Consider the following 15580-nt stretch of genomic DNA (forward strand, 5'->3'; position numbering starts at 1 on the left):
GGATTAAACGAGGCTTAAGCCGCTACTTGCCTGAAGCCTCAATCAGCTCAGCTACGGTCTGCGGGGCACTCGCAGCTGAGGCAACAAAAGACCGCTCAGCGGTGCGGACGGTCGGCACTACGGCATTGCCGTCATTGACGCTCTTAACGTAGGCCTCGGCGTCCGCGTCCTCCCAGATATTCACCCAGAGGGCTCGCTCACCCACCTCGCCCAGGCCGGCGTCCAGGCGCTGGCAGAAGGGGCAGCCCGGGCGCCAATAAATTGCGACACCGCCCTCGGCGACAAAGGTTTCGGCGGCAGCGTGGGTGGAAGATGTGCTCGGCATACAATGCTCCTTTTGTGAAAATATGGCCTAGTGCCCGATATAACGCACTACAAGGGCAGATATTCCCGCTGCAGCTACTTGGGCGGGGCACCCACGCCCGGGCCTAGATACAAGTATCGCCGGGCCCCACGATTATCGTGAGAACCCGGCGATGTAGTGCCTCAATGGGGTGAGACTAGTCCTTCTTCAGGGAATCCTTGATGCCGCTGATGGCGTCCTTAGCCTTATCGACACCGTCTGAGATGGTCTGCTTAGCCTCATCGACCTTGTCCTTAGCCTGGGCCTGAACCTGGTCGGCCTTGCCCTCAGATTCGAGGCGGTCGTCGCCGGTCAGCTTGCCGCCGGCTTCCTTGGCCTTGCCAGCCAGGTTGTCGAGGCCGTTTTCAATCTTGTCTTCTGCAGCCATGGTGGCTCCTTTCATCTCTCGCCTGTGCGAGCCTGGAATACAGGGATAGTTCGCAGGCTTCCCTTATTAATAAGTTTACGCACTAGCCCTATAAAAGGGAACCCGGTAAGCTGAGAAAATTCTGACGACTAGCCCTGAACTAGCCAGAAGGGAAAGATATGTCTAAATATCCCGATCTGCCGGGAAGCCCGCTACCATCGGCAGGAACTCGGGGTCGGCATAGCCGTGCTGGGCGTAGGCTAGAGCCACCTGCTCTGCCGCCGACTCCAACAGGTGGGTCGGCAGCAGGGCCATTACGGCCCCGCCAAAACCGCCACCCACAATACGGGCACCCAGGGCTCCGGCCGCCAGGCAGGTATCAACCGCTAGATCAATCTCGGGGCGCGAAACGCGCAGCTCATCGCGCATCGACACGAAACTCTCGGTAAAGAGCCTGCCCAGCTCGCTCCAATCAACCTGCTCACCGGCGTCCTTGCGGCCCAGCAGGTAGGCCGCCCGCTCCACCAGGGTCATATCGTGCAGGGTGTGGCGCACCCAGCCGCGGGGGAAGGTGCGGGGTTGGCCGCTCTCTTCCAGGGCAACCAGGGCGCGGTTGACGGTCTGATCCACCAAATCCAGGCGGCACTGCTTAGCCTCGCGCTCACTCATACCGGCACAGGTGAGATCCTCAGGTAGGGCATTGCGCAGATAGTCCAGCCCCATCGCCTCGGTCACCGCCTCGTTCGCCTCGCGTCGGGCAGCAAACTCACCCCCCGCCAGCTCGTGGGGAGTGTTGGTGTTGATGACCAGCCAGCCTAGGTCAGCGCTTGCCACATCAACGGTCAGCGGGTTGATGGAGAAATCGCGGAAGTCCACCACCAGGGCCTTGCCCGGTGCCGAGCGCAGCGAAGCGGTCTGGTCAAGGCCGCCGGTGCGGGCCCCTGCCACCTCGTTCTCGGCGCGAATACAGACCTGGGCCAGGCGGGCACGCAGGGCGTCGTTAGCGGGGGAGAGGTCAGAGGGTAGAGCCTCAGTGCAGTCGCACCCCTGGCGTAGGGGGCAGGAAAGATCCAGCAGGGCCAGGGCTGTGGAGCACTCCAGGGCGGCAGAGGACGACAGGCCCCCGCCCACCGGCACCTGGGAGGTAATCAGCAGGTCAGCCCCAAAATTATGGGGTAGGGCGATATCCTTGCCGCCCTCCCGGTTCATGGCCCAGGCTACGCCCGCCACATAGGTGAACCAGCCCTTAAAAGTGCCCGGGGTGATCTCGCGAATTACGACCGTGCGGTCGTCCCCCGGCATCTGCAAGGACGCCGCCCGTAGCACCCCGTCGGTGCGCAGCCTGCCCGCCACATAGGTGCGGTAGGGCAGAGGCATGGGCATACAGGATCCGCCGAGAAAATCGATGTATTCACCGAGGAGGTTGAGGCGGCCGGGGGCTGACCAGACCCCGTCGGGCTCCACGCCGTATTTCTCGACAAAGGCAGCTCGGGCTGCCTCAACTTCGGCTCGGTGGTCTGACAGGGAGGCCCATGCGGGCTCAACGCGGAGGGTCACGGTTTTTCTTCTTTTCGGTTGGTTGGATGTCGGGGGGGCTTAGGCGGTAAAGCCCTTAATAAGGGCTGTGAGCGCGGCGGTGTAGGACGCCGGTGGTTCAGCTGGCGGGGTGCTGCCTGCGAGTAGGGCTCGGGTCTGCTCCTGCTCAATGAGGCTCAGGCAGGTATGCATGAAGATTTCAGCAGCTAGGGCCGGTTGTGGAGTGCCGGTGGCGGCTGCAAAGTCAGTTTCAAGGGCGTCGAGCAGCGCTAGCCTATCGGGGGTGAGCGTTGCGGGGTGAAGGGCCAGGGCTAGGCGGATGACTTCGGAACATTCCTTAACCGGAATAAGTTGCCGGTAGGTGTTTTCCCCGGTGATGAGCAGGGTATCGGGGGTGGCCGGGGTGCTGGGCCCTTCTACCGTTGCCAGCATGCGGGAGGCCAGCGAGGCTAGAAGCTCCTGCTTATTCTTCACGTGATAGTAGAGCGCACCGGGGGCCACGCCCAGCTCGGTAGCCAGCCGACGCATCGAAAGGTCGGCTAAGCCAAACTGGCGCAGCACATCAAAAGCGGTGTCAAGAATCTTCTCACGGGATAAAGCCACCCCCTCATTGTGACCTACTTTCGCTCCCGGCAACAGCTGGCAGTGGGCGCTGTTCCCTCGAAGAGGAGTAAATTTGAACCCATGACCCTCAACTTTTCAGATCTTGCTGCCCGCCTGCGCGCAGGCGAAACTGCCTCACCGGCCGACCTCCACGACGTACTGACCGCCAGCCCTGCCGCCACCTTCGCCCTCATGGACCTGGCTGCAGAACTACGCGCCACCCACTTCGGCTCAACCATTACCGCCACCAACCTGCTGGGCGCACCCGCGCGGCAGGTGGCGTCCTCCCTCGTAGAGGTCGCAGCCCCGCTCGACGCCGATGCCTTGGCAGCTACCCTGGCTGACCTGGCTGCCGACCCCGCGGTGGAGCGTATCGACGTGGACTTTGTGGGCGTACCCGCCCTGGCCCCCATGGAGGCCCTGCGCGTGCTAGCTGCCGCCCGCCTGGCCGCACCCGCAAAGAGCCTGCACCTGGGGGAGAGCCGCGAAATGACCCTGCGTTCCCTGCAACCTTTGGCGGTGGGCGCCCTGGATTCACTGGTGCTGACCGTAGACCCCGCCCAGCCCCGCCTGATTTTTGAGGACCTCAAGCTCATTGTGGGTGCCGGCCTCACCATTGCCGATGCGGGCGACCGCGACCTGGTAGCTGAGTATGTAGAGCACCTGCGTGCTGCCGGGGTGGAGGACGCGGACGCCTACGCCCAGGTCGCGCTGGAGGGCGCGGCGTCCGGCGGCGGCTGCGGTGGTAACTGTGCCTGTGGCTCTGGAGGCTGTGGCGCCTAGCGCTTTCCGCAAGGGGACCGCAAAACTTAAAAGGGACCGCAAAACGCGAGGTCCCTTTTAAGTTTTGCGGTCCCTTTGGGTGGTGGGGGTTGTGTGGAAAAAAGTAATAATTTGAACACTGTTCAAAATCGGTGTTGACTGGTTCCATGATTGACTTCTCTGCCATTGCCGATCGTGCCCTGGCCGGTCAGCCCGCAAGTCGCGACGAAGCGCTTGCCGCCCTGACCGCCAGCGACGCCGAAACCTTCGCCCTTGTCGACGCCGCCTCCCGCCTGCGCCGCCACTACTTCGGGAATACCGTCAAGGTGAACTACCTGGTCAACCTCAAGTCCGGCCTCTGCCCTGAAGACTGCACCTACTGCTCCCAGCGCCTTGGCTCCGAAGCTGAAGTGCTCAAATACTCCTGGATCAAGACCGACGAGGCCGTCAAACAGGCCGGCTACGGTATCGCGGGCGGGGCCTCCCGCGTCTGCATGGTCGCTTCCGGCAAGGGACCTACTGACCGTGACGTCGAGCGCGTTGCCACCATGGTCGAGGGGCTTAAAGAAGAACACCCCCAGGTAGAAGTCTGCGCCTGCCTGGGCATTCTCAAGGACGGCCAGGCCGACCGTCTCAAGCAGGCCGGGGTGGACGCCTACAACCACAACCTCAACACCAGCGAAGACCACTACGCCGACATCTGCACCACCCACACCTACCAGGACCGCTTGGACACCGTCGATAAGGCCCAGAGCGCCGGGCTCTCGGCCTGCTCCGGCTTGATTGTGGGTATGAAGGAAACCGACGAGCAGCTGGTCGATGCGATTTTTGCCCTGCGTGACCTGGGCGGCGACTCCATCCCCGTCAACTTCCTCATGCCCTTTGAGGGCACCCCGCTGGCTGGCACCTGGGAGCTCACCCCCATGCGCTGCCTGCGTATTCTCGCTACCGTGCGCCTGGTAGCCCCTGATAAGGAGCTCCGCATGGCGGGCGGACGCGAAATGCACCTGCGCACCCTGCAACCCCTAGCTCTGCACGTGGTTAACTCCCTCTTCCTGGGCGACTACTTGACCTCAACCGGCCAGTCAGCCCTTGAGGACCTCAAGATGATTCGGGACGGCGGGTTTGTCGTCCTTGGCGCCGAAGACCGTGACTTGGTCGCCGAACACGAAGACTACCTGCGCGCCCACGGCGTAGACCTCGCCCAAGAAACTGCTGTTGCGCCAGCGCCCTGCGGGGCGTCCGGTGGCTGCGGTGGGTGTAGCTCCGGGGACTGCGGGACCCACCCATCCGCGGGGGAGGTGGACGCCGGCGTCCGCCCTGTTGACCAGGGGACTCCTGATGTTCTTATACCCGAAATCCGCCGCCGCGGGGTCGGGACGGACGCCACCCCCAACTTCTAGCCCCAGCTGGCATCTCAAAACTGCACCTGCGGCACAGGTTCACCCTAGGTTGAGGTACTAGAGTTAAAAGCTGGTACATCAGGCTGGTTGTGAAGGGGTGGGCGTGGAAGTCCTCATTGTGATTGTGGTGCTGTTGCTGGCGACGGTGGTGCTGGTGAGTGTGGGAGACAGGCTAAACCTGCCCTGGCCCGTGCTGCTGACGCTGGTGACCGCCGTGGTCATTGTGATTCCGCAGATGCCCAGCCTACACATTGAGCCCGAGATTATTCTGCCCATCTTCCTGCCGCCCCTGCTGTGGGCTATTGGCCAGCGCGTCTCGTGGGGCATGCTGCGCAGAAGCTGGCGCAGCGTCCTGATTTATTCCATTGCCCTAACCGCTGTCTCTGCCCTGGTGGTGGGATGGGCTACCTGGATGATTGTGCCCGGCATCAGCATCGCCCTGGCGCTGGCTATCGGTGCGGCCGTCGCCCCGCCCGACCCCGTGGCGGTAGAAGCTGTGGCTGAGCCGGTGGGTATTCCCCGCCGCGTTATCTCCAATCTGCAGACTGAGGGTATCTTCAACGACGCCGTATCTCTGGTGCTCTTTCAAATCGCCCTCGCGGCCCTGACCGCTGGCACTGATCCCCAGCCCCTCTCTGCCCTCGGCAGTTTCGCCTATAGTGCTCTCGTTGCTGTGGCCCTGGGGTTAGCCCTGGGCTGGGGCGGTAGCCTGCTACGCCGCAACCTTTCCGACACCGTGGCCCGCAGTGCGCTAACTCTGGTCATTCCCTTCGGTGTTTACATCATCGCCGAGGAGCTGCATGCCTCGGGTGTGGTAGCCGTGGTCATTGCGGCAATCCAGATGGCCAGCTACAGCGCCGATCTCACCGCCGAAGAGCGCCTGGCTAACACCGCCTTCTGGAATGTTCTCGAAATGCTGGCGACCGGTCTAGCTTTCGGCCTCATCGGCCTACAGGCGGGTGAACTGCTCTACAGTGCAGACCGCAATGTGCTGACCATGGTGTGGCACGGTGTGCTGATCTCGGCCGTTGCCATTGGTACGCGCCTAGCCTGGCTGACCGGTATGTGGCTGTGGGGCCGCTGGCGGGGCTCCCGCCGCACCACCCCGCGCTCCTTTGCCGAGGTGCTGGTGATGACCTGGGCCGGTATGCGTGGCCTGGTCACTCTCGCTCTGGCGCTGAGTCTGCCCGAGATGGCTGACGGCCTGCGCACCGAGGCTGTCTTTATCGTGCTGACTGTCCTCTTCTTCACCATGGTCTTCCCCGGCCTGACCCTGCCCTGGCTGGTGCGGGTGTTGGGCGTGAGCGCCACGGCTGAAAAGGACGACCACGAGGAACAGGAACTCTTGCAGATTGCCCAGCGGGCCATGTGGAAGTCTATGTATCAAACCGTTGCTGAGAGCGGGGATTTTCAGTCCTTCGAGCAGCTCAAGCACGTGGTCACCAGCATGATGGACCGCATCGAGGAGGGCCAGAAGACCGGTGACTTCCAGGAGCGCTGGGCTGAACGCCAGCGTCAGCGCGAGTTCGTGAACCTGGTGCGGCAAAAATCGGTGTTGGCCGCCCAGGCTGCGGTGCTCGATGTGCGTAACAAGTACGACTACGAAGTGGTGAGCAACGTGCTCTACCAGATTGACGTGCAGGTGCAGGCTCAGGATGCCATGGATCAGGGCTCCGGGGCACTCACCATGTCACTGCCCAAGTCCTTCATCAACGGCGAGCACAAGCTGGATCGTGAGAAGGCAGAGCAGCTGTTCAAGACCACCGAGATGCGCATTATCTCGGCCCAAAAGGAGCTGGACGATGAAGCCCTGCGGGTGGCGACCCGTCAGCTGCCTGTAGTTGGGGGTGCGGACGCCCGCGAGCGGGAGTGATTCGAGGCACCGGCTAGGTGGCACTCAAGAAATTTGCAGAATCATCACCTACTATGGGTAAGTGCTTATTCTGATATAGGTCTATATGGATCCAAGGTTGATGAGGGTCTTTAGGGGCCGGTGGGCACACGCAATATATTCTTCAATCAGAATATTAAATTTTTTCACAGAATCAGGACCAATGGACACCAAAGACCTTTCCCCGGCATATCTCACCTCCCTCGCAGCCCTCTTTGTAGCAGCTTTGATGGTGGGTGCGAGTTCCACCTGGGTATCAGTGCTGGGCTGGGTTGTACTACTGGCTGGTGTAGGTCTGAACGTCTTTGCCACCCTGGTGATGGTACAGCGCCTCAAGGGCGGCCCCCTGCCCGCGATGATTACCGGCGCCGGTAGCGACGCCCAGGTAGAGTATGAGGAAGAAGAGGACGCCCCGGCTGACATCCACTTCTCTGAACCTGATGCAATTACAGAATCCCAGCCCCTGGTTTCAGCTGCAGCTCCCAGTGCTGCTGCTAGCGACGAGCGCATCTTCCGCTCTCGCGCCCCGCGCCCGCACGTCCGCTAACCACCGAGAGGACCCCATGGATACCCGCTTTCTTCTCTCTCCCGCCTACCTGGTTTCCGTTGCTGCCCTGATCGTTGGTGCGATTCTCAGTGGTACCGCCCTGATGGTGATTGGCTGGATTATCTTCATCATCGGCCTGGCCCTCAACGCCCTGGCCCTGGTGGTACTGGCTAACCGTGAACAGCTGTATAAGGCACAGCGGGTTGGGGTTATTCCGAAGGCACAGAAGGCTGATTCTGCTGATCAGCAGTAAAATCTAAAATTTTTTTCTCTGCCTAGCGGCAGAAACAAGATGAGGGGCGGACGCTTACAAGCGTCCGCCCCTCTATGTATCTTCTAGGCTCTTACCCGCCTGCGCTCGGGGTGGGCAACCTTACCGAGAACACTGCGGGAAAAGTGGGCCAGGGCCCGGGCGATATCGGGGTCTAGCCCCTCAAAAACCGTGCGCTGCACCTCGCGGGTATAGATCGGGGTGGCTTCTCTGAAGACCTGCCGCCCCTGCTGGGTGATGAGCACTCCCTTGCCCCGCTTGTCGCTGGGCACCGAGACCTTGGTGACCCAGCCGTTTTTCTCCAGCACATCAACCTGATAGGTCAGCCGTGATGCCGAGACATTGGTGGCGCGGGCAAGGTCGCGCATGCGCACCACGGGGTGTGCATCGGTGGAATCTGTCTGTGGTGAATCTATGATTGCTGCCAGAATCCTGTAGTCTGCCAGCTTAATCTTCACCTCTTCTTTCAGGCATCTATCGAGATGCAGATTAAGGGTTTCTAATGTGTTGGTATAGATCTTCCACAGATTTTCCTGTTCTTTGGTGAAGCGAGCCGGTGTGGGGGCTGTTCCCATAGAACCTCCTCTCCTCTCTACCGGGTGGGCAGGTGTGGTTCAGGAGACTTTACTCAGAAAATCTCTATTCGGTGCTAGCCTAACGCGCAGTGTCACCTGTATGGAATATATGTGGGAAATATTAAGACGGGTTAACGGGTCTGTGGGCCTTCACCAGCTAGGACTCCCTTTTGATTGCGCGGCAAAGAGGGTGATGATTTAGACATCTTAAAGAACAGGCGGGAGGGCATATACCCTCCCGCCTATGCGGTGTACTTATGACGAGGCCTAGGATCCCGGCATATTCCTTTTAAGTAATTCCTCGAAAGGGGTCACGGTTAAAGCCTCTAAGCCCGGTGCCTTGTAGGCTGGCGCAGGCGCCTTCCCGCCCCGCTCTTCCTCAAGAATCCCGAAGAAGGAGCCGGCGTTGGCGTCCTGAACTGCCTGCTGCTTGGCCTCGTCTGCCCCGCTTTCGCGGGTCTGCTGGGACGCCTGCTGCGAACCCTGCCCGGCAGGCGCTGCCCCGAGCGTCCAGAGGACCAGCTGGGCGAACTCGGCTGCTGCCTTAGCAACGCGCGGAGCCAGGTTGGCATCGGAGCCAAAATCATCTGTAGCGGCAAAGACGCCTGAGGGGGCTACGGTTGCCTTGAGGTAGCTAAAGAGCGGACGCATGGCCGTCTCCAGCATGAGGGAGTGGCGGGCGGTGCCGCCGGTGGCGGCAATCAGCACGGGCTTACCTGCCAGGGAGCCGTCCTCGACGAGGTCCCAGAAGCTCTTGAAGAGCCCCGAATAGCTGGCCTTAAAGACCGGGCTCACCACGATGAGGGCGTCAGCCTCCCGCACCTGATCCAGGGCGGTTGCCAGCTTGCCCATGGGGAAGCCGGTCAGGTAGTGGTTGGTGATATCGGTAGCTAGAGAGCGGAGCGAAATCTGGGTGAAGCTCGCCTCAACTCCAGCAGCGGCTAGGGCGCGGTCGGTAGCTTCACTGAGGTTCTCACCCAGCAGAGCAGTGGTGGACGGCTCGCCCAAACCCGCCGTGACAACAACGATAGAAGGAGTGCTCATGGGTCCTACTCCTTACTTGCCCTGCTCAGCCAGGTGGGCAGCGTAGCGGGGGTGGACGGGGGCCTCGGGCACACCGGCAGGGCGCAGCTTAGCGAACTCCTCGCGCAACACGGGCACAACCTGCTCACCCAGCATGTCAATCTGGTTCAGAACCTCCTTGAGGGGCAGGCCTGCGTGGTCCACCAGGAAGAGCTGGCGCTGGTAATCGCCAGCGTAGTCGCGGAAGGACAGGGTCTTCTCAATGACCTGCTGGGGTGAACCCACGGTCAGCGGGGTCTGGTCAGCAAAATCTTCCAGAGAAGGGCCGCCGCCGTAGACCGGGGCGTTGTCGAAGTAGGGGCGGAACTTAGCAACAGCGTCCTGGGAGTTCTTACTCATGAAGACCTGCCCGCCCAGGCCCACGATGGCCTGCTCGGCGGTGCCGTGGCCGTAGTGCTCGTAGCGCTCGCGGTAGAGGTTGATCATCTGCTGGGTGTGCTCCTTGTTCCAGAAGATGTTGTTGTGGAAGAAGCCGTCACCGTAGTAGGCGGCCTGCTCGGCGATCTCGGGGGTGCGAATCGAACCGTGCCAGACGAAGGGGGCGGTGCCGTCCAGGGGCTGCGGGGTTGCGGTGAAGGAGTTGAGCGGGGTGCGGAAGTTGCCCTGCCAGTTGACCACCTGTTCGCTCCAGAGCTTGCGCAGTAGGGCGTAGTTTTCGATGGCCAGGTTGACTCCCTGGCGGATGTCTTTGCCGAACCAGGGGTAGACGGGGCCGGTGTTGCCGCGGCCCAGCATGAGGTCCATGCGGCCGTCGGTCAGGTGCTGCAGGGTGCCGTAGTCTTCGGCGATGCGCACGGGGTCGGTGGTGGTAATCAGGGTGGTGGAGGTCGACAGCAGGATGTTCTTGGTCTGGGCTGCGATGTAGGCCAGGGTGGTGGTCGGTGAGGACGCGATGAAGGGCGGGTTGTGGTGCTGGCCGACGGCAAAGACGTCGAGGCCCACTTCGTCTGCCTTCTTGGCAATTTCAACGATGGCCTTTTGGCGCTCGTATTCGCTGGGGGTCTTGCCGGTGGTGGGGTCCATGGTGACGTCGCCGACGGAGAAGATACCGAACTGCATGGTGGTGACCTTTCGAGGTGGTGTTGTTGTTTTGATGTTTTTAATCTACCCTTAAAAACTTTCCTTGTAAAGTATTTATGTTGGTACACGTGTTGGAGTGGGGAGGTCTTCTGTTTAAGTCGTTTTGACTTGCGCTGAATGCAAAAGAGAGTAGTGTGAAGGGTGTAAGAGATACATTAATGAATTATCTGAAAGGTTTTCGACATGGCAACCATCTCAACCGCCCAGCAACTTACCGATGCCCTCTCAGCTGGCACAAGCGTCCTTGAAATCTCCGGCCGTATTATCGGCATGCCCTCCCTCAAACTCCCCGAAGGGGTTACCCTGCGCGGTACCACCGACGACGCCGAACTGGTCTTCGGCGCCAAGGGCCTACAGCTCACCGCCAACAACACCGTCTCCCACCTCAAAATCTCAACCTCGGTTCAGGAACTCGCTATCTTCAACTCCGACGATGTTGAAGACTTCGGCACCCTGCGCCTCGAAGATGTCCGTACCGTGGGGCAGGTCTTCCTCACCGCCGCTGGTGCTAACCGGGCAGGCCGCTTCGAAGCTGATGGTGTTCATGTACTAGCCGCTGATGTGCGCGGACGTACCCTGCGCCCCCACGGCTACGGAGTTGATGCCCTGCAAGGTGGCTTCACCGCCTGGAACCTACAGAAAGATGATTCCGTAGTCATCACCGCAGAACTACTGAATATCTCTGCTGGAACCGAAGACACCCCCGTCCGCGGCTCCGGCGTATTCGTTGGCGGTCAGGGCACTGAAGACGGCACACCGGCAGGTGGCACCCTCACTATCTCGAAGCTCACCACCGGCGACATCTACACCGACGGTGGTATTGCTCCAGGTACCCCTGACCTCATCTCTGGCGGTGTCTTCCTCATCTACGGCGGTATCGCAGACAAGGTCATCAACCTGGGCTCCACCACCACCTACGGGCAAAACGATATGGTGCTCGATAACTGGGGTAAGGCCACCGAATGGATCTCTGAAGGCCGCGTCACCTCTCATGGACCCTCTGGCATTGGCTTCGTCAACTTCGGTGGTATCGACACCCTCGACATCCGCCAGCCCATCCTTACCACCGGCAAGGGCGCTCGCGGCTTCAACCTCTACGACGGCTATCTCAAGCAAGCAATTTTCGACTCCATCGCTACCACCGGCGACGGGTCCATCGGCATTCAGGTCTCTAAGCCCCTACCGTCATTGACCGTCAAGCGCGACCTCACCACCGTCGGCGGCGAGGGTTTGAGCCTGGTACGTGGCGTCCAGGTCACCCTGCAGGCCATCGCCCTGTCCATCAAGGACGGCGGCGAGCTCGACTCCATCGAGGTCGGCGGTGAAATTTCAACTAGCGGCGACAATGTGCCCGCCATTGAGTCTGCCGGCTCCGTCAAGGCTTTTGCTGCCACCGCCGTCCGCGCAACGGGAGCTGGGGCGGACGCCGTCCGCTACCGTGCAGGCTCTCTGCCTCTAGACGGCCTTTCCCTCTACGCCCGTGACGGTCAAACTGCCGCCGAAATCTAAAGCAGTCCTCACCGCCCTATTCTTTCTCTCATGACCCTAGGGATTATCTCGGGGTGAAGGGAAAAAGAATAGGGCGTTCTTTGTGACGGTGCAGAGGCCATCTCGTGTCTTCTTGTCCACAGGCATCTGACGAGTGAAAATAAGGGTTATCCACAGGCCCATCTAGGGTCACTTGAAGCCCTCGCACCTTTTTGCCACAGTAACGGCATGGAACTCAACCTCTCACACATCTGTTCAGCGATGCACACTCACCGCGAACTCAAAGAAGCAGGCATGAGCAACAACCTCATCAGTGCGAAGCACCGTAGAGGTGAGCTTATACGTCTGACGCGCGGGGTCTATCTCAAAGGCGATATCGCACGACACTGCACAGACAGCGATCGAGCTAAAGCTGTGACGGTAGCCCTGCAGAAAACCCGCCCCACAGCCGTAGTAAGTCACCAGTCAGCCGCTCTGCTGTGGGGTGCGCCGCTGATGACCCTACCTTCTAAAGTGCACCTCTCCCTCTTGGGTATCAATAAGTCGGGGCACCCGCAAACAATCTTGCATAGCCATAAGGTAAAAGAATGTTCCCTGGCCACTGATTTAGGTGGAGTCAAAGTCACGGATCCGCTAACGACCGTCGTAGACTGCGGAAAAACTATGCCCCTGCAAGAGTCGCTAGCTATAGCAGATTTCTTTTTAAAACACGGGAATCTTGAACTCGATACTGCACGGGAAGAGATTGAACGCTGTGCGGGGCGAGGATCTCAGAAATTACGTGTTGTGGCTGCGCTGATGAGCCCGCTGAGCGAATCTCCTCTGGAGTCTTTTGCCAGACTTCGCCTCTATCAGGGAGGTGTCGAGCCGCCTATTCAACAGTTTGAAATTATTACCCCGTCCGGGCGCCTGTACCGTGCTGATTTTGCCTGGCCTCACCTCAAGCTACTTCTTGAGGTGGACGGTCTGCACAAGTATTACGGAGCCTACCGGGCAACCGATGAGCAGTTACGCAATGATGCGCTACGGCAACGAGAATTAGAACTGGCGGGGTGGACGGTTATCCGTGCCACCTGGGGTGACTTGGCTCAGCGCCCGGAACTGTTGATCTCGAGGTTGCGTCACCTCGGCGTCCGGACAACAGCCCAATGACCCTACTCTTTCTCTCATGACCCTAGAGATTATCTCGGGGTGAAGAGAAAAAGAATAGGGCGGACGCCGCTAGGAGGTGCCGTACTGGTCCCGGGCCAGGCGGGCGATATGAATCGTCAGATAAGTCAGCTCATCATCGGTCAGGTTCTGCTCCAGATGCATCTCAAGCACCAGCTTCACCTTCACCGCCGCAGCAAAGGCGCGGGGGTGGGCGTCCTTCAGGCTTTCAAGGAGCATAGGGACGCTCGTGCCCGCGTCCGCTGCCTGGGCGGCACCCGCGCGCACAAAGAGATAGCGCAGGTGCGTGACGAAACGGGCAGCGCTCATCAGCGACCGGTCCACCGGGCCGCCAAAGCCAGCCCCAATCACCTCAAAAATTTGAGAGAGCACCTCAGTCATGCGGTAGGTGCCGCCCATATCCTCAGAGGCAAACTGCGAATTAACCAGGTGCATAGCCAGCGGAATCGCCTCAATCTCGGGCAGCTCAACGCCCAAGCGCTCCTTGACCAGCTCCAGCGCCCGGCGGCCAAACCGAACCTCCTGCGGGTAAAGCTGGGACACCTCAAGAGCCAGCGGATAATCCACCGCCAGCCCCTCCCTGGCCCGAACCACCGCATAACTAATATGGTCAGCCACCGGCACAATAAAGGAATGGGAAATAGTAATACCCTCGGCCTTGACCAAAAACTCAAGCTCGGTCGCCAAACCCAGAATCTCAGACGGAATCTTCGCCAGCGACCCCGCCAAATGCTCATCGGGGGTGCCGTGCTCCGGCACGAAGGTCTGCTCAATGAGGGTGGGATCAACCATGTCGCCCTTACGCTTACCAAACGCTAAGCCGCGACCGATAACCACCATCTGCTCGCCCGTATAGGCCTGAGCCAGAGCCACATTGTTGTTATAAATACGTGAAATGCGCAACGTGACCCCCTTTCGTCTCAGGTATAAAACGCGCGAATATCCTTATCAGTCTACCGACCCACCGCCAACTACGGGATTACCTACCCGCAACCTGCCCAATAAACAGGAGTAAACTAAACCCTTTCGTACAAATAGAGAATTACCCGAACCTATGAACTCAGCACCCACCAAATCATCACCGCTCATCAGCATCGTGGTCACAGCCCTCATGCTGTTCTCCATGTTCTTCGGCGCAGGCAACCTCATCTTCCCCGCCATGCTCGGTGCAGAAGCCGGTGAAAACTTCACCCCCGCCATCACAGGCTTCCTGGTGACCGGCGTCCTCATGCCCATCTTGGCTGTTATCGCGCTCGCCGTCACCGGCCGCGACCTGCAAGATTTGGCGGCCCGCGGCGGAAAAATCTTCGCCCTCATCTTCCCTCCCCTGGTCTACCTCTCCATCGGCGCCCTCTACGCCCTGCCGCGTACCGGTACCGTCAGCTATGCCATGGCCGTAGACCCCTATCTGTCGGTGGACGGCATGGTGCCCACCCTCATCTTCTCTGCCGTCTTCTTTGGCATCTCCTACCTGCTGGCTATGAACCCCACCGGTATCGTCGACACCCTGGGCAAGTACCTGACCCCCGCCCTGGTGATCCTGCTGGGTGTGCTGGTCGTGATGAGCTTTATTACCCTGCGCACTCCCTCGGCTGCACCGACTGAAGACTACGCCACGGGTGCTTTTGCCACCGGCTTCGTCAACGGCTACATGACCATGGATTCCCTGGCAGCTCTTGCCTTCGGCATCATCGTGATTGCCTCCCTGCGTGAAAAAGGGGTGACCGGACGCAGCGAGATGCTCCGCAGCGTCGCCTTGGCCGGCGGTATTGCCGGCGTGTTGCTGGGTGCGGTCTACCTGGGGCTGGGCTATATTGGCGAGCATATCGCGGACGGCCAGGGATACAAGGACGGCGCAGCCCTGCTCACCGACGCCGCAGCCCAGACCATGGGCGGCCCCGGTGCCGTCGTATTCGGCCTCATTGTGCTGCTAGCCTGCCTGACCACCTCGGTGGGTCTCATCGGCGCAACCAGCTCCTTCTTCAACAAGCTGGTGCCCTCGGTCTCCTACCGCACCTGGGCTATCATCTTCACCCTGATTGCCTTCGCGTTGGCGTCCTTCGGCCTTGAAGGGCTGATGGGCTTCGCTATCCCCATTATCACCACCCTCTACCCTCCGGCCCTGACCCTGGTCGTCCTCACTCTCATTGAGGCCGCCCTGCGCGCCCCCTGGATGAACCTCACCCACCGCTTCGCCCTGCTGGTCTCGGTGATTTGGGCCCTGCTCATGACCCTCAACTCCCAGGGTCTTGGTTCAAACGTGATCGAGCCCCTCATCGGCTGGGCTCCCGCCCACGCCTACGACCTGGGCTGGTTCGTACCCACTCTGGTTGCCGCCCTCATCGGCGCCGCCATCGACCTGGTACAGCACCGCCGCGCGTCCGCCCGCTAAGCCGGGCACCGCCCCTGTATGAGGGCAAAAAGAAAGGGTCTTGCTCCCGCATCTGCGGAGCAAGACCCT

At 60.5% G+C, this 15580-nt stretch carries 16 protein-coding genes; 8 read left to right on the forward strand and 8 right to left on the reverse strand.

Annotated elements, in window-relative coordinates:
• Positions 1-22: 22 nt before the first annotated feature.
• The 4 genes from ACEE43_RS08285 to ACEE43_RS08300 form a co-directional block, all read right to left on the reverse strand.
• Complete coding sequence (locus tag ACEE43_RS08285; protein WP_377127291.1) at positions 23-325, reverse strand: glutaredoxin domain-containing protein; 303 nt, start codon at positions 323-325, stop codon at positions 23-25.
• A 175-nt stretch (positions 326-500) separates the two neighbouring features.
• Positions 501-731 (reverse strand): CsbD family protein, encoded by a 231-nt coding sequence (locus tag ACEE43_RS08290; protein WP_237198233.1) that lies wholly within the window; start codon positions 729-731, stop codon positions 501-503.
• A 162-nt stretch (positions 732-893) separates the two neighbouring features.
• The gene (locus ACEE43_RS08295) at positions 894-2267 is read right to left on the reverse strand and encodes a galactokinase (RefSeq protein WP_449107188.1); all 1374 of its coding nucleotides are present in this window, start codon (positions 2265-2267) and stop codon (positions 894-896) included.
• 39 nt (positions 2268-2306) lie between these two features.
• Positions 2307-2849, reverse strand: a complete 543-nt coding sequence (locus ACEE43_RS08300) for a TetR/AcrR family transcriptional regulator (protein WP_449107189.1) — start codon at positions 2847-2849, stop codon at positions 2307-2309.
• Positions 2850-2930: 81 nt separating this feature from the next.
• On the opposite strand from ACEE43_RS08300, the gene ACEE43_RS08305 reads away from it, so the two are divergent.
• The 5 genes from ACEE43_RS08305 (at position 2931) to ACEE43_RS08325 (ending at position 7705) form a co-directional block, all read left to right on the forward strand.
• Entirely contained in the window at positions 2931-3632 is a 702-nt protein-coding gene (locus ACEE43_RS08305) for a hypothetical protein (protein WP_449107190.1), read from the forward strand.
• Between the two features lie 146 nt (positions 3633-3778).
• Positions 3779-5014 carry a biotin synthase BioB gene (gene bioB, locus ACEE43_RS08310; protein ID WP_449107191.1) on the forward strand — a complete coding sequence of 412 codons (1236 nt, stop codon included), beginning with the start codon at positions 3779-3781 and terminating at the stop codon, positions 5012-5014.
• Positions 5015-5117: 103 nt separating this feature from the next.
• Positions 5118-6887, forward strand: a complete 1770-nt coding sequence (locus ACEE43_RS08315; RefSeq protein WP_449107192.1) for a cation:proton antiporter — start codon at positions 5118-5120, stop codon at positions 6885-6887.
• Between the two features lie 181 nt (positions 6888-7068).
• The gene (locus ACEE43_RS08320; RefSeq protein ID WP_237212085.1) at positions 7069-7452 is read left to right on the forward strand and encodes a hypothetical protein; all 384 of its coding nucleotides are present in this window, start codon (positions 7069-7071) and stop codon (positions 7450-7452) included.
• A 16-nt stretch (positions 7453-7468) separates the two neighbouring features.
• Positions 7469-7705 carry a hypothetical protein gene (locus ACEE43_RS08325; RefSeq protein WP_237212084.1) on the forward strand — a complete coding sequence of 79 codons (237 nt, stop codon included), beginning with the start codon at positions 7469-7471 and terminating at the stop codon, positions 7703-7705.
• Positions 7706-7788: 83 nt separating this feature from the next.
• On the opposite strand, the gene ACEE43_RS08330 is transcribed toward ACEE43_RS08325, so the two are convergent.
• The 3 genes from ACEE43_RS08330 to ACEE43_RS08340 all read right to left on the reverse strand — a co-directional run bounded on the left by ACEE43_RS08330 (position 7789) and on the right by ACEE43_RS08340 (position 10440).
• The gene (locus tag ACEE43_RS08330) at positions 7789-8181 is read right to left on the reverse strand and encodes a MarR family winged helix-turn-helix transcriptional regulator (protein ID WP_449107193.1); all 393 of its coding nucleotides are present in this window, start codon (positions 8179-8181) and stop codon (positions 7789-7791) included.
• Positions 8182-8565: 384 nt separating this feature from the next.
• Entirely contained in the window at positions 8566-9342 is a 777-nt protein-coding gene (locus ACEE43_RS08335; protein ID WP_449107194.1) for a CE1759 family FMN reductase, read from the reverse strand.
• 12 nt (positions 9343-9354) lie between these two features.
• Positions 9355-10440, reverse strand: a complete 1086-nt coding sequence (locus ACEE43_RS08340) for an LLM class flavin-dependent oxidoreductase (RefSeq protein WP_185173794.1) — start codon at positions 10438-10440, stop codon at positions 9355-9357.
• 204 nt (positions 10441-10644) lie between these two features.
• Here ACEE43_RS08340 and ACEE43_RS08345 point away from each other — a divergent pair, with 204 nt between their 5' ends.
• Both ACEE43_RS08345 and ACEE43_RS08350 read left to right on the forward strand, forming a co-directional pair.
• Positions 10645-11970 (forward strand): hypothetical protein, encoded by a 1326-nt coding sequence (locus tag ACEE43_RS08345; protein WP_449107195.1) that lies wholly within the window; start codon positions 10645-10647, stop codon positions 11968-11970.
• 207 nt (positions 11971-12177) lie between these two features.
• On the forward strand, positions 12178-13101 hold the full coding sequence (locus ACEE43_RS08350) for a hypothetical protein (protein WP_449107196.1): 924 nt from the start codon (positions 12178-12180) through the stop codon (positions 13099-13101).
• A 69-nt stretch (positions 13102-13170) separates the two neighbouring features.
• Here ACEE43_RS08350 and ACEE43_RS08355 read toward each other — a convergent pair whose 3' ends face one another.
• Positions 13171-14022 carry a PRD domain-containing protein gene (locus tag ACEE43_RS08355; RefSeq protein ID WP_449107197.1) on the reverse strand — a complete coding sequence of 284 codons (852 nt, stop codon included), beginning with the start codon at positions 14020-14022 and terminating at the stop codon, positions 13171-13173.
• A 151-nt stretch (positions 14023-14173) separates the two neighbouring features.
• Here ACEE43_RS08355 and brnQ point away from each other — a divergent pair, with 151 nt between their 5' ends.
• On the forward strand, positions 14174-15511 hold the full coding sequence (gene brnQ / locus ACEE43_RS08360; RefSeq protein ID WP_449107198.1) for a branched-chain amino acid transport system II carrier protein: 1338 nt from the start codon (positions 14174-14176) through the stop codon (positions 15509-15511).
• Positions 15512-15580 lie beyond the last annotated feature (69 nt).

The sequence above is a fragment of the Rothia sp. 11254D007BW genome (genome assembly GCF_053548195.1).

Excerpts from the sequence above, each read along its gene's own strand:
- ACEE43_RS08335 (WP_449107194.1), bottom strand. The coding sequence starts at position 9,342 with ATGAGCACTCCTTCTATCGTTGTTGTCACGGCGGGTTTGGGCGAGCCG.
- ACEE43_RS08350 (WP_449107196.1), top strand. The coding sequence starts at position 12,178 with ATGGAACTCAACCTCTCACACATCTGTTCAGCGATGCACACTCACCGC.
- ACEE43_RS08305 (WP_449107190.1), top strand. The coding sequence starts at position 2,931 with ATGACCCTCAACTTTTCAGATCTTGCTGCCCGCCTGCGCGCAGGCGAA.
- ACEE43_RS08345 (WP_449107195.1), top strand. The coding sequence starts at position 10,645 with ATGGCAACCATCTCAACCGCCCAGCAACTTACCGATGCCCTCTCAGCT.
- ACEE43_RS08285 (WP_377127291.1), bottom strand. The coding sequence starts at position 325 with ATGCCGAGCACATCTTCCACCCACGCTGCCGCCGAAACCTTTGTCGCC.
- ACEE43_RS08320 (WP_237212085.1), top strand. The coding sequence starts at position 7,069 with ATGGACACCAAAGACCTTTCCCCGGCATATCTCACCTCCCTCGCAGCC.
- ACEE43_RS08340 (WP_185173794.1), bottom strand. The coding sequence starts at position 10,440 with ATGCAGTTCGGTATCTTCTCCGTCGGCGACGTCACCATGGACCCCACC.
- ACEE43_RS08290 (WP_237198233.1), bottom strand. The coding sequence starts at position 731 with ATGGCTGCAGAAGACAAGATTGAAAACGGCCTCGACAACCTGGCTGGC.
- bioB (WP_449107191.1), top strand. The coding sequence starts at position 3,779 with ATGATTGACTTCTCTGCCATTGCCGATCGTGCCCTGGCCGGTCAGCCC.
- ACEE43_RS08325 (WP_237212084.1), top strand. The coding sequence starts at position 7,469 with ATGGATACCCGCTTTCTTCTCTCTCCCGCCTACCTGGTTTCCGTTGCT.
- brnQ (WP_449107198.1), top strand. The coding sequence starts at position 14,174 with ATGAACTCAGCACCCACCAAATCATCACCGCTCATCAGCATCGTGGTC.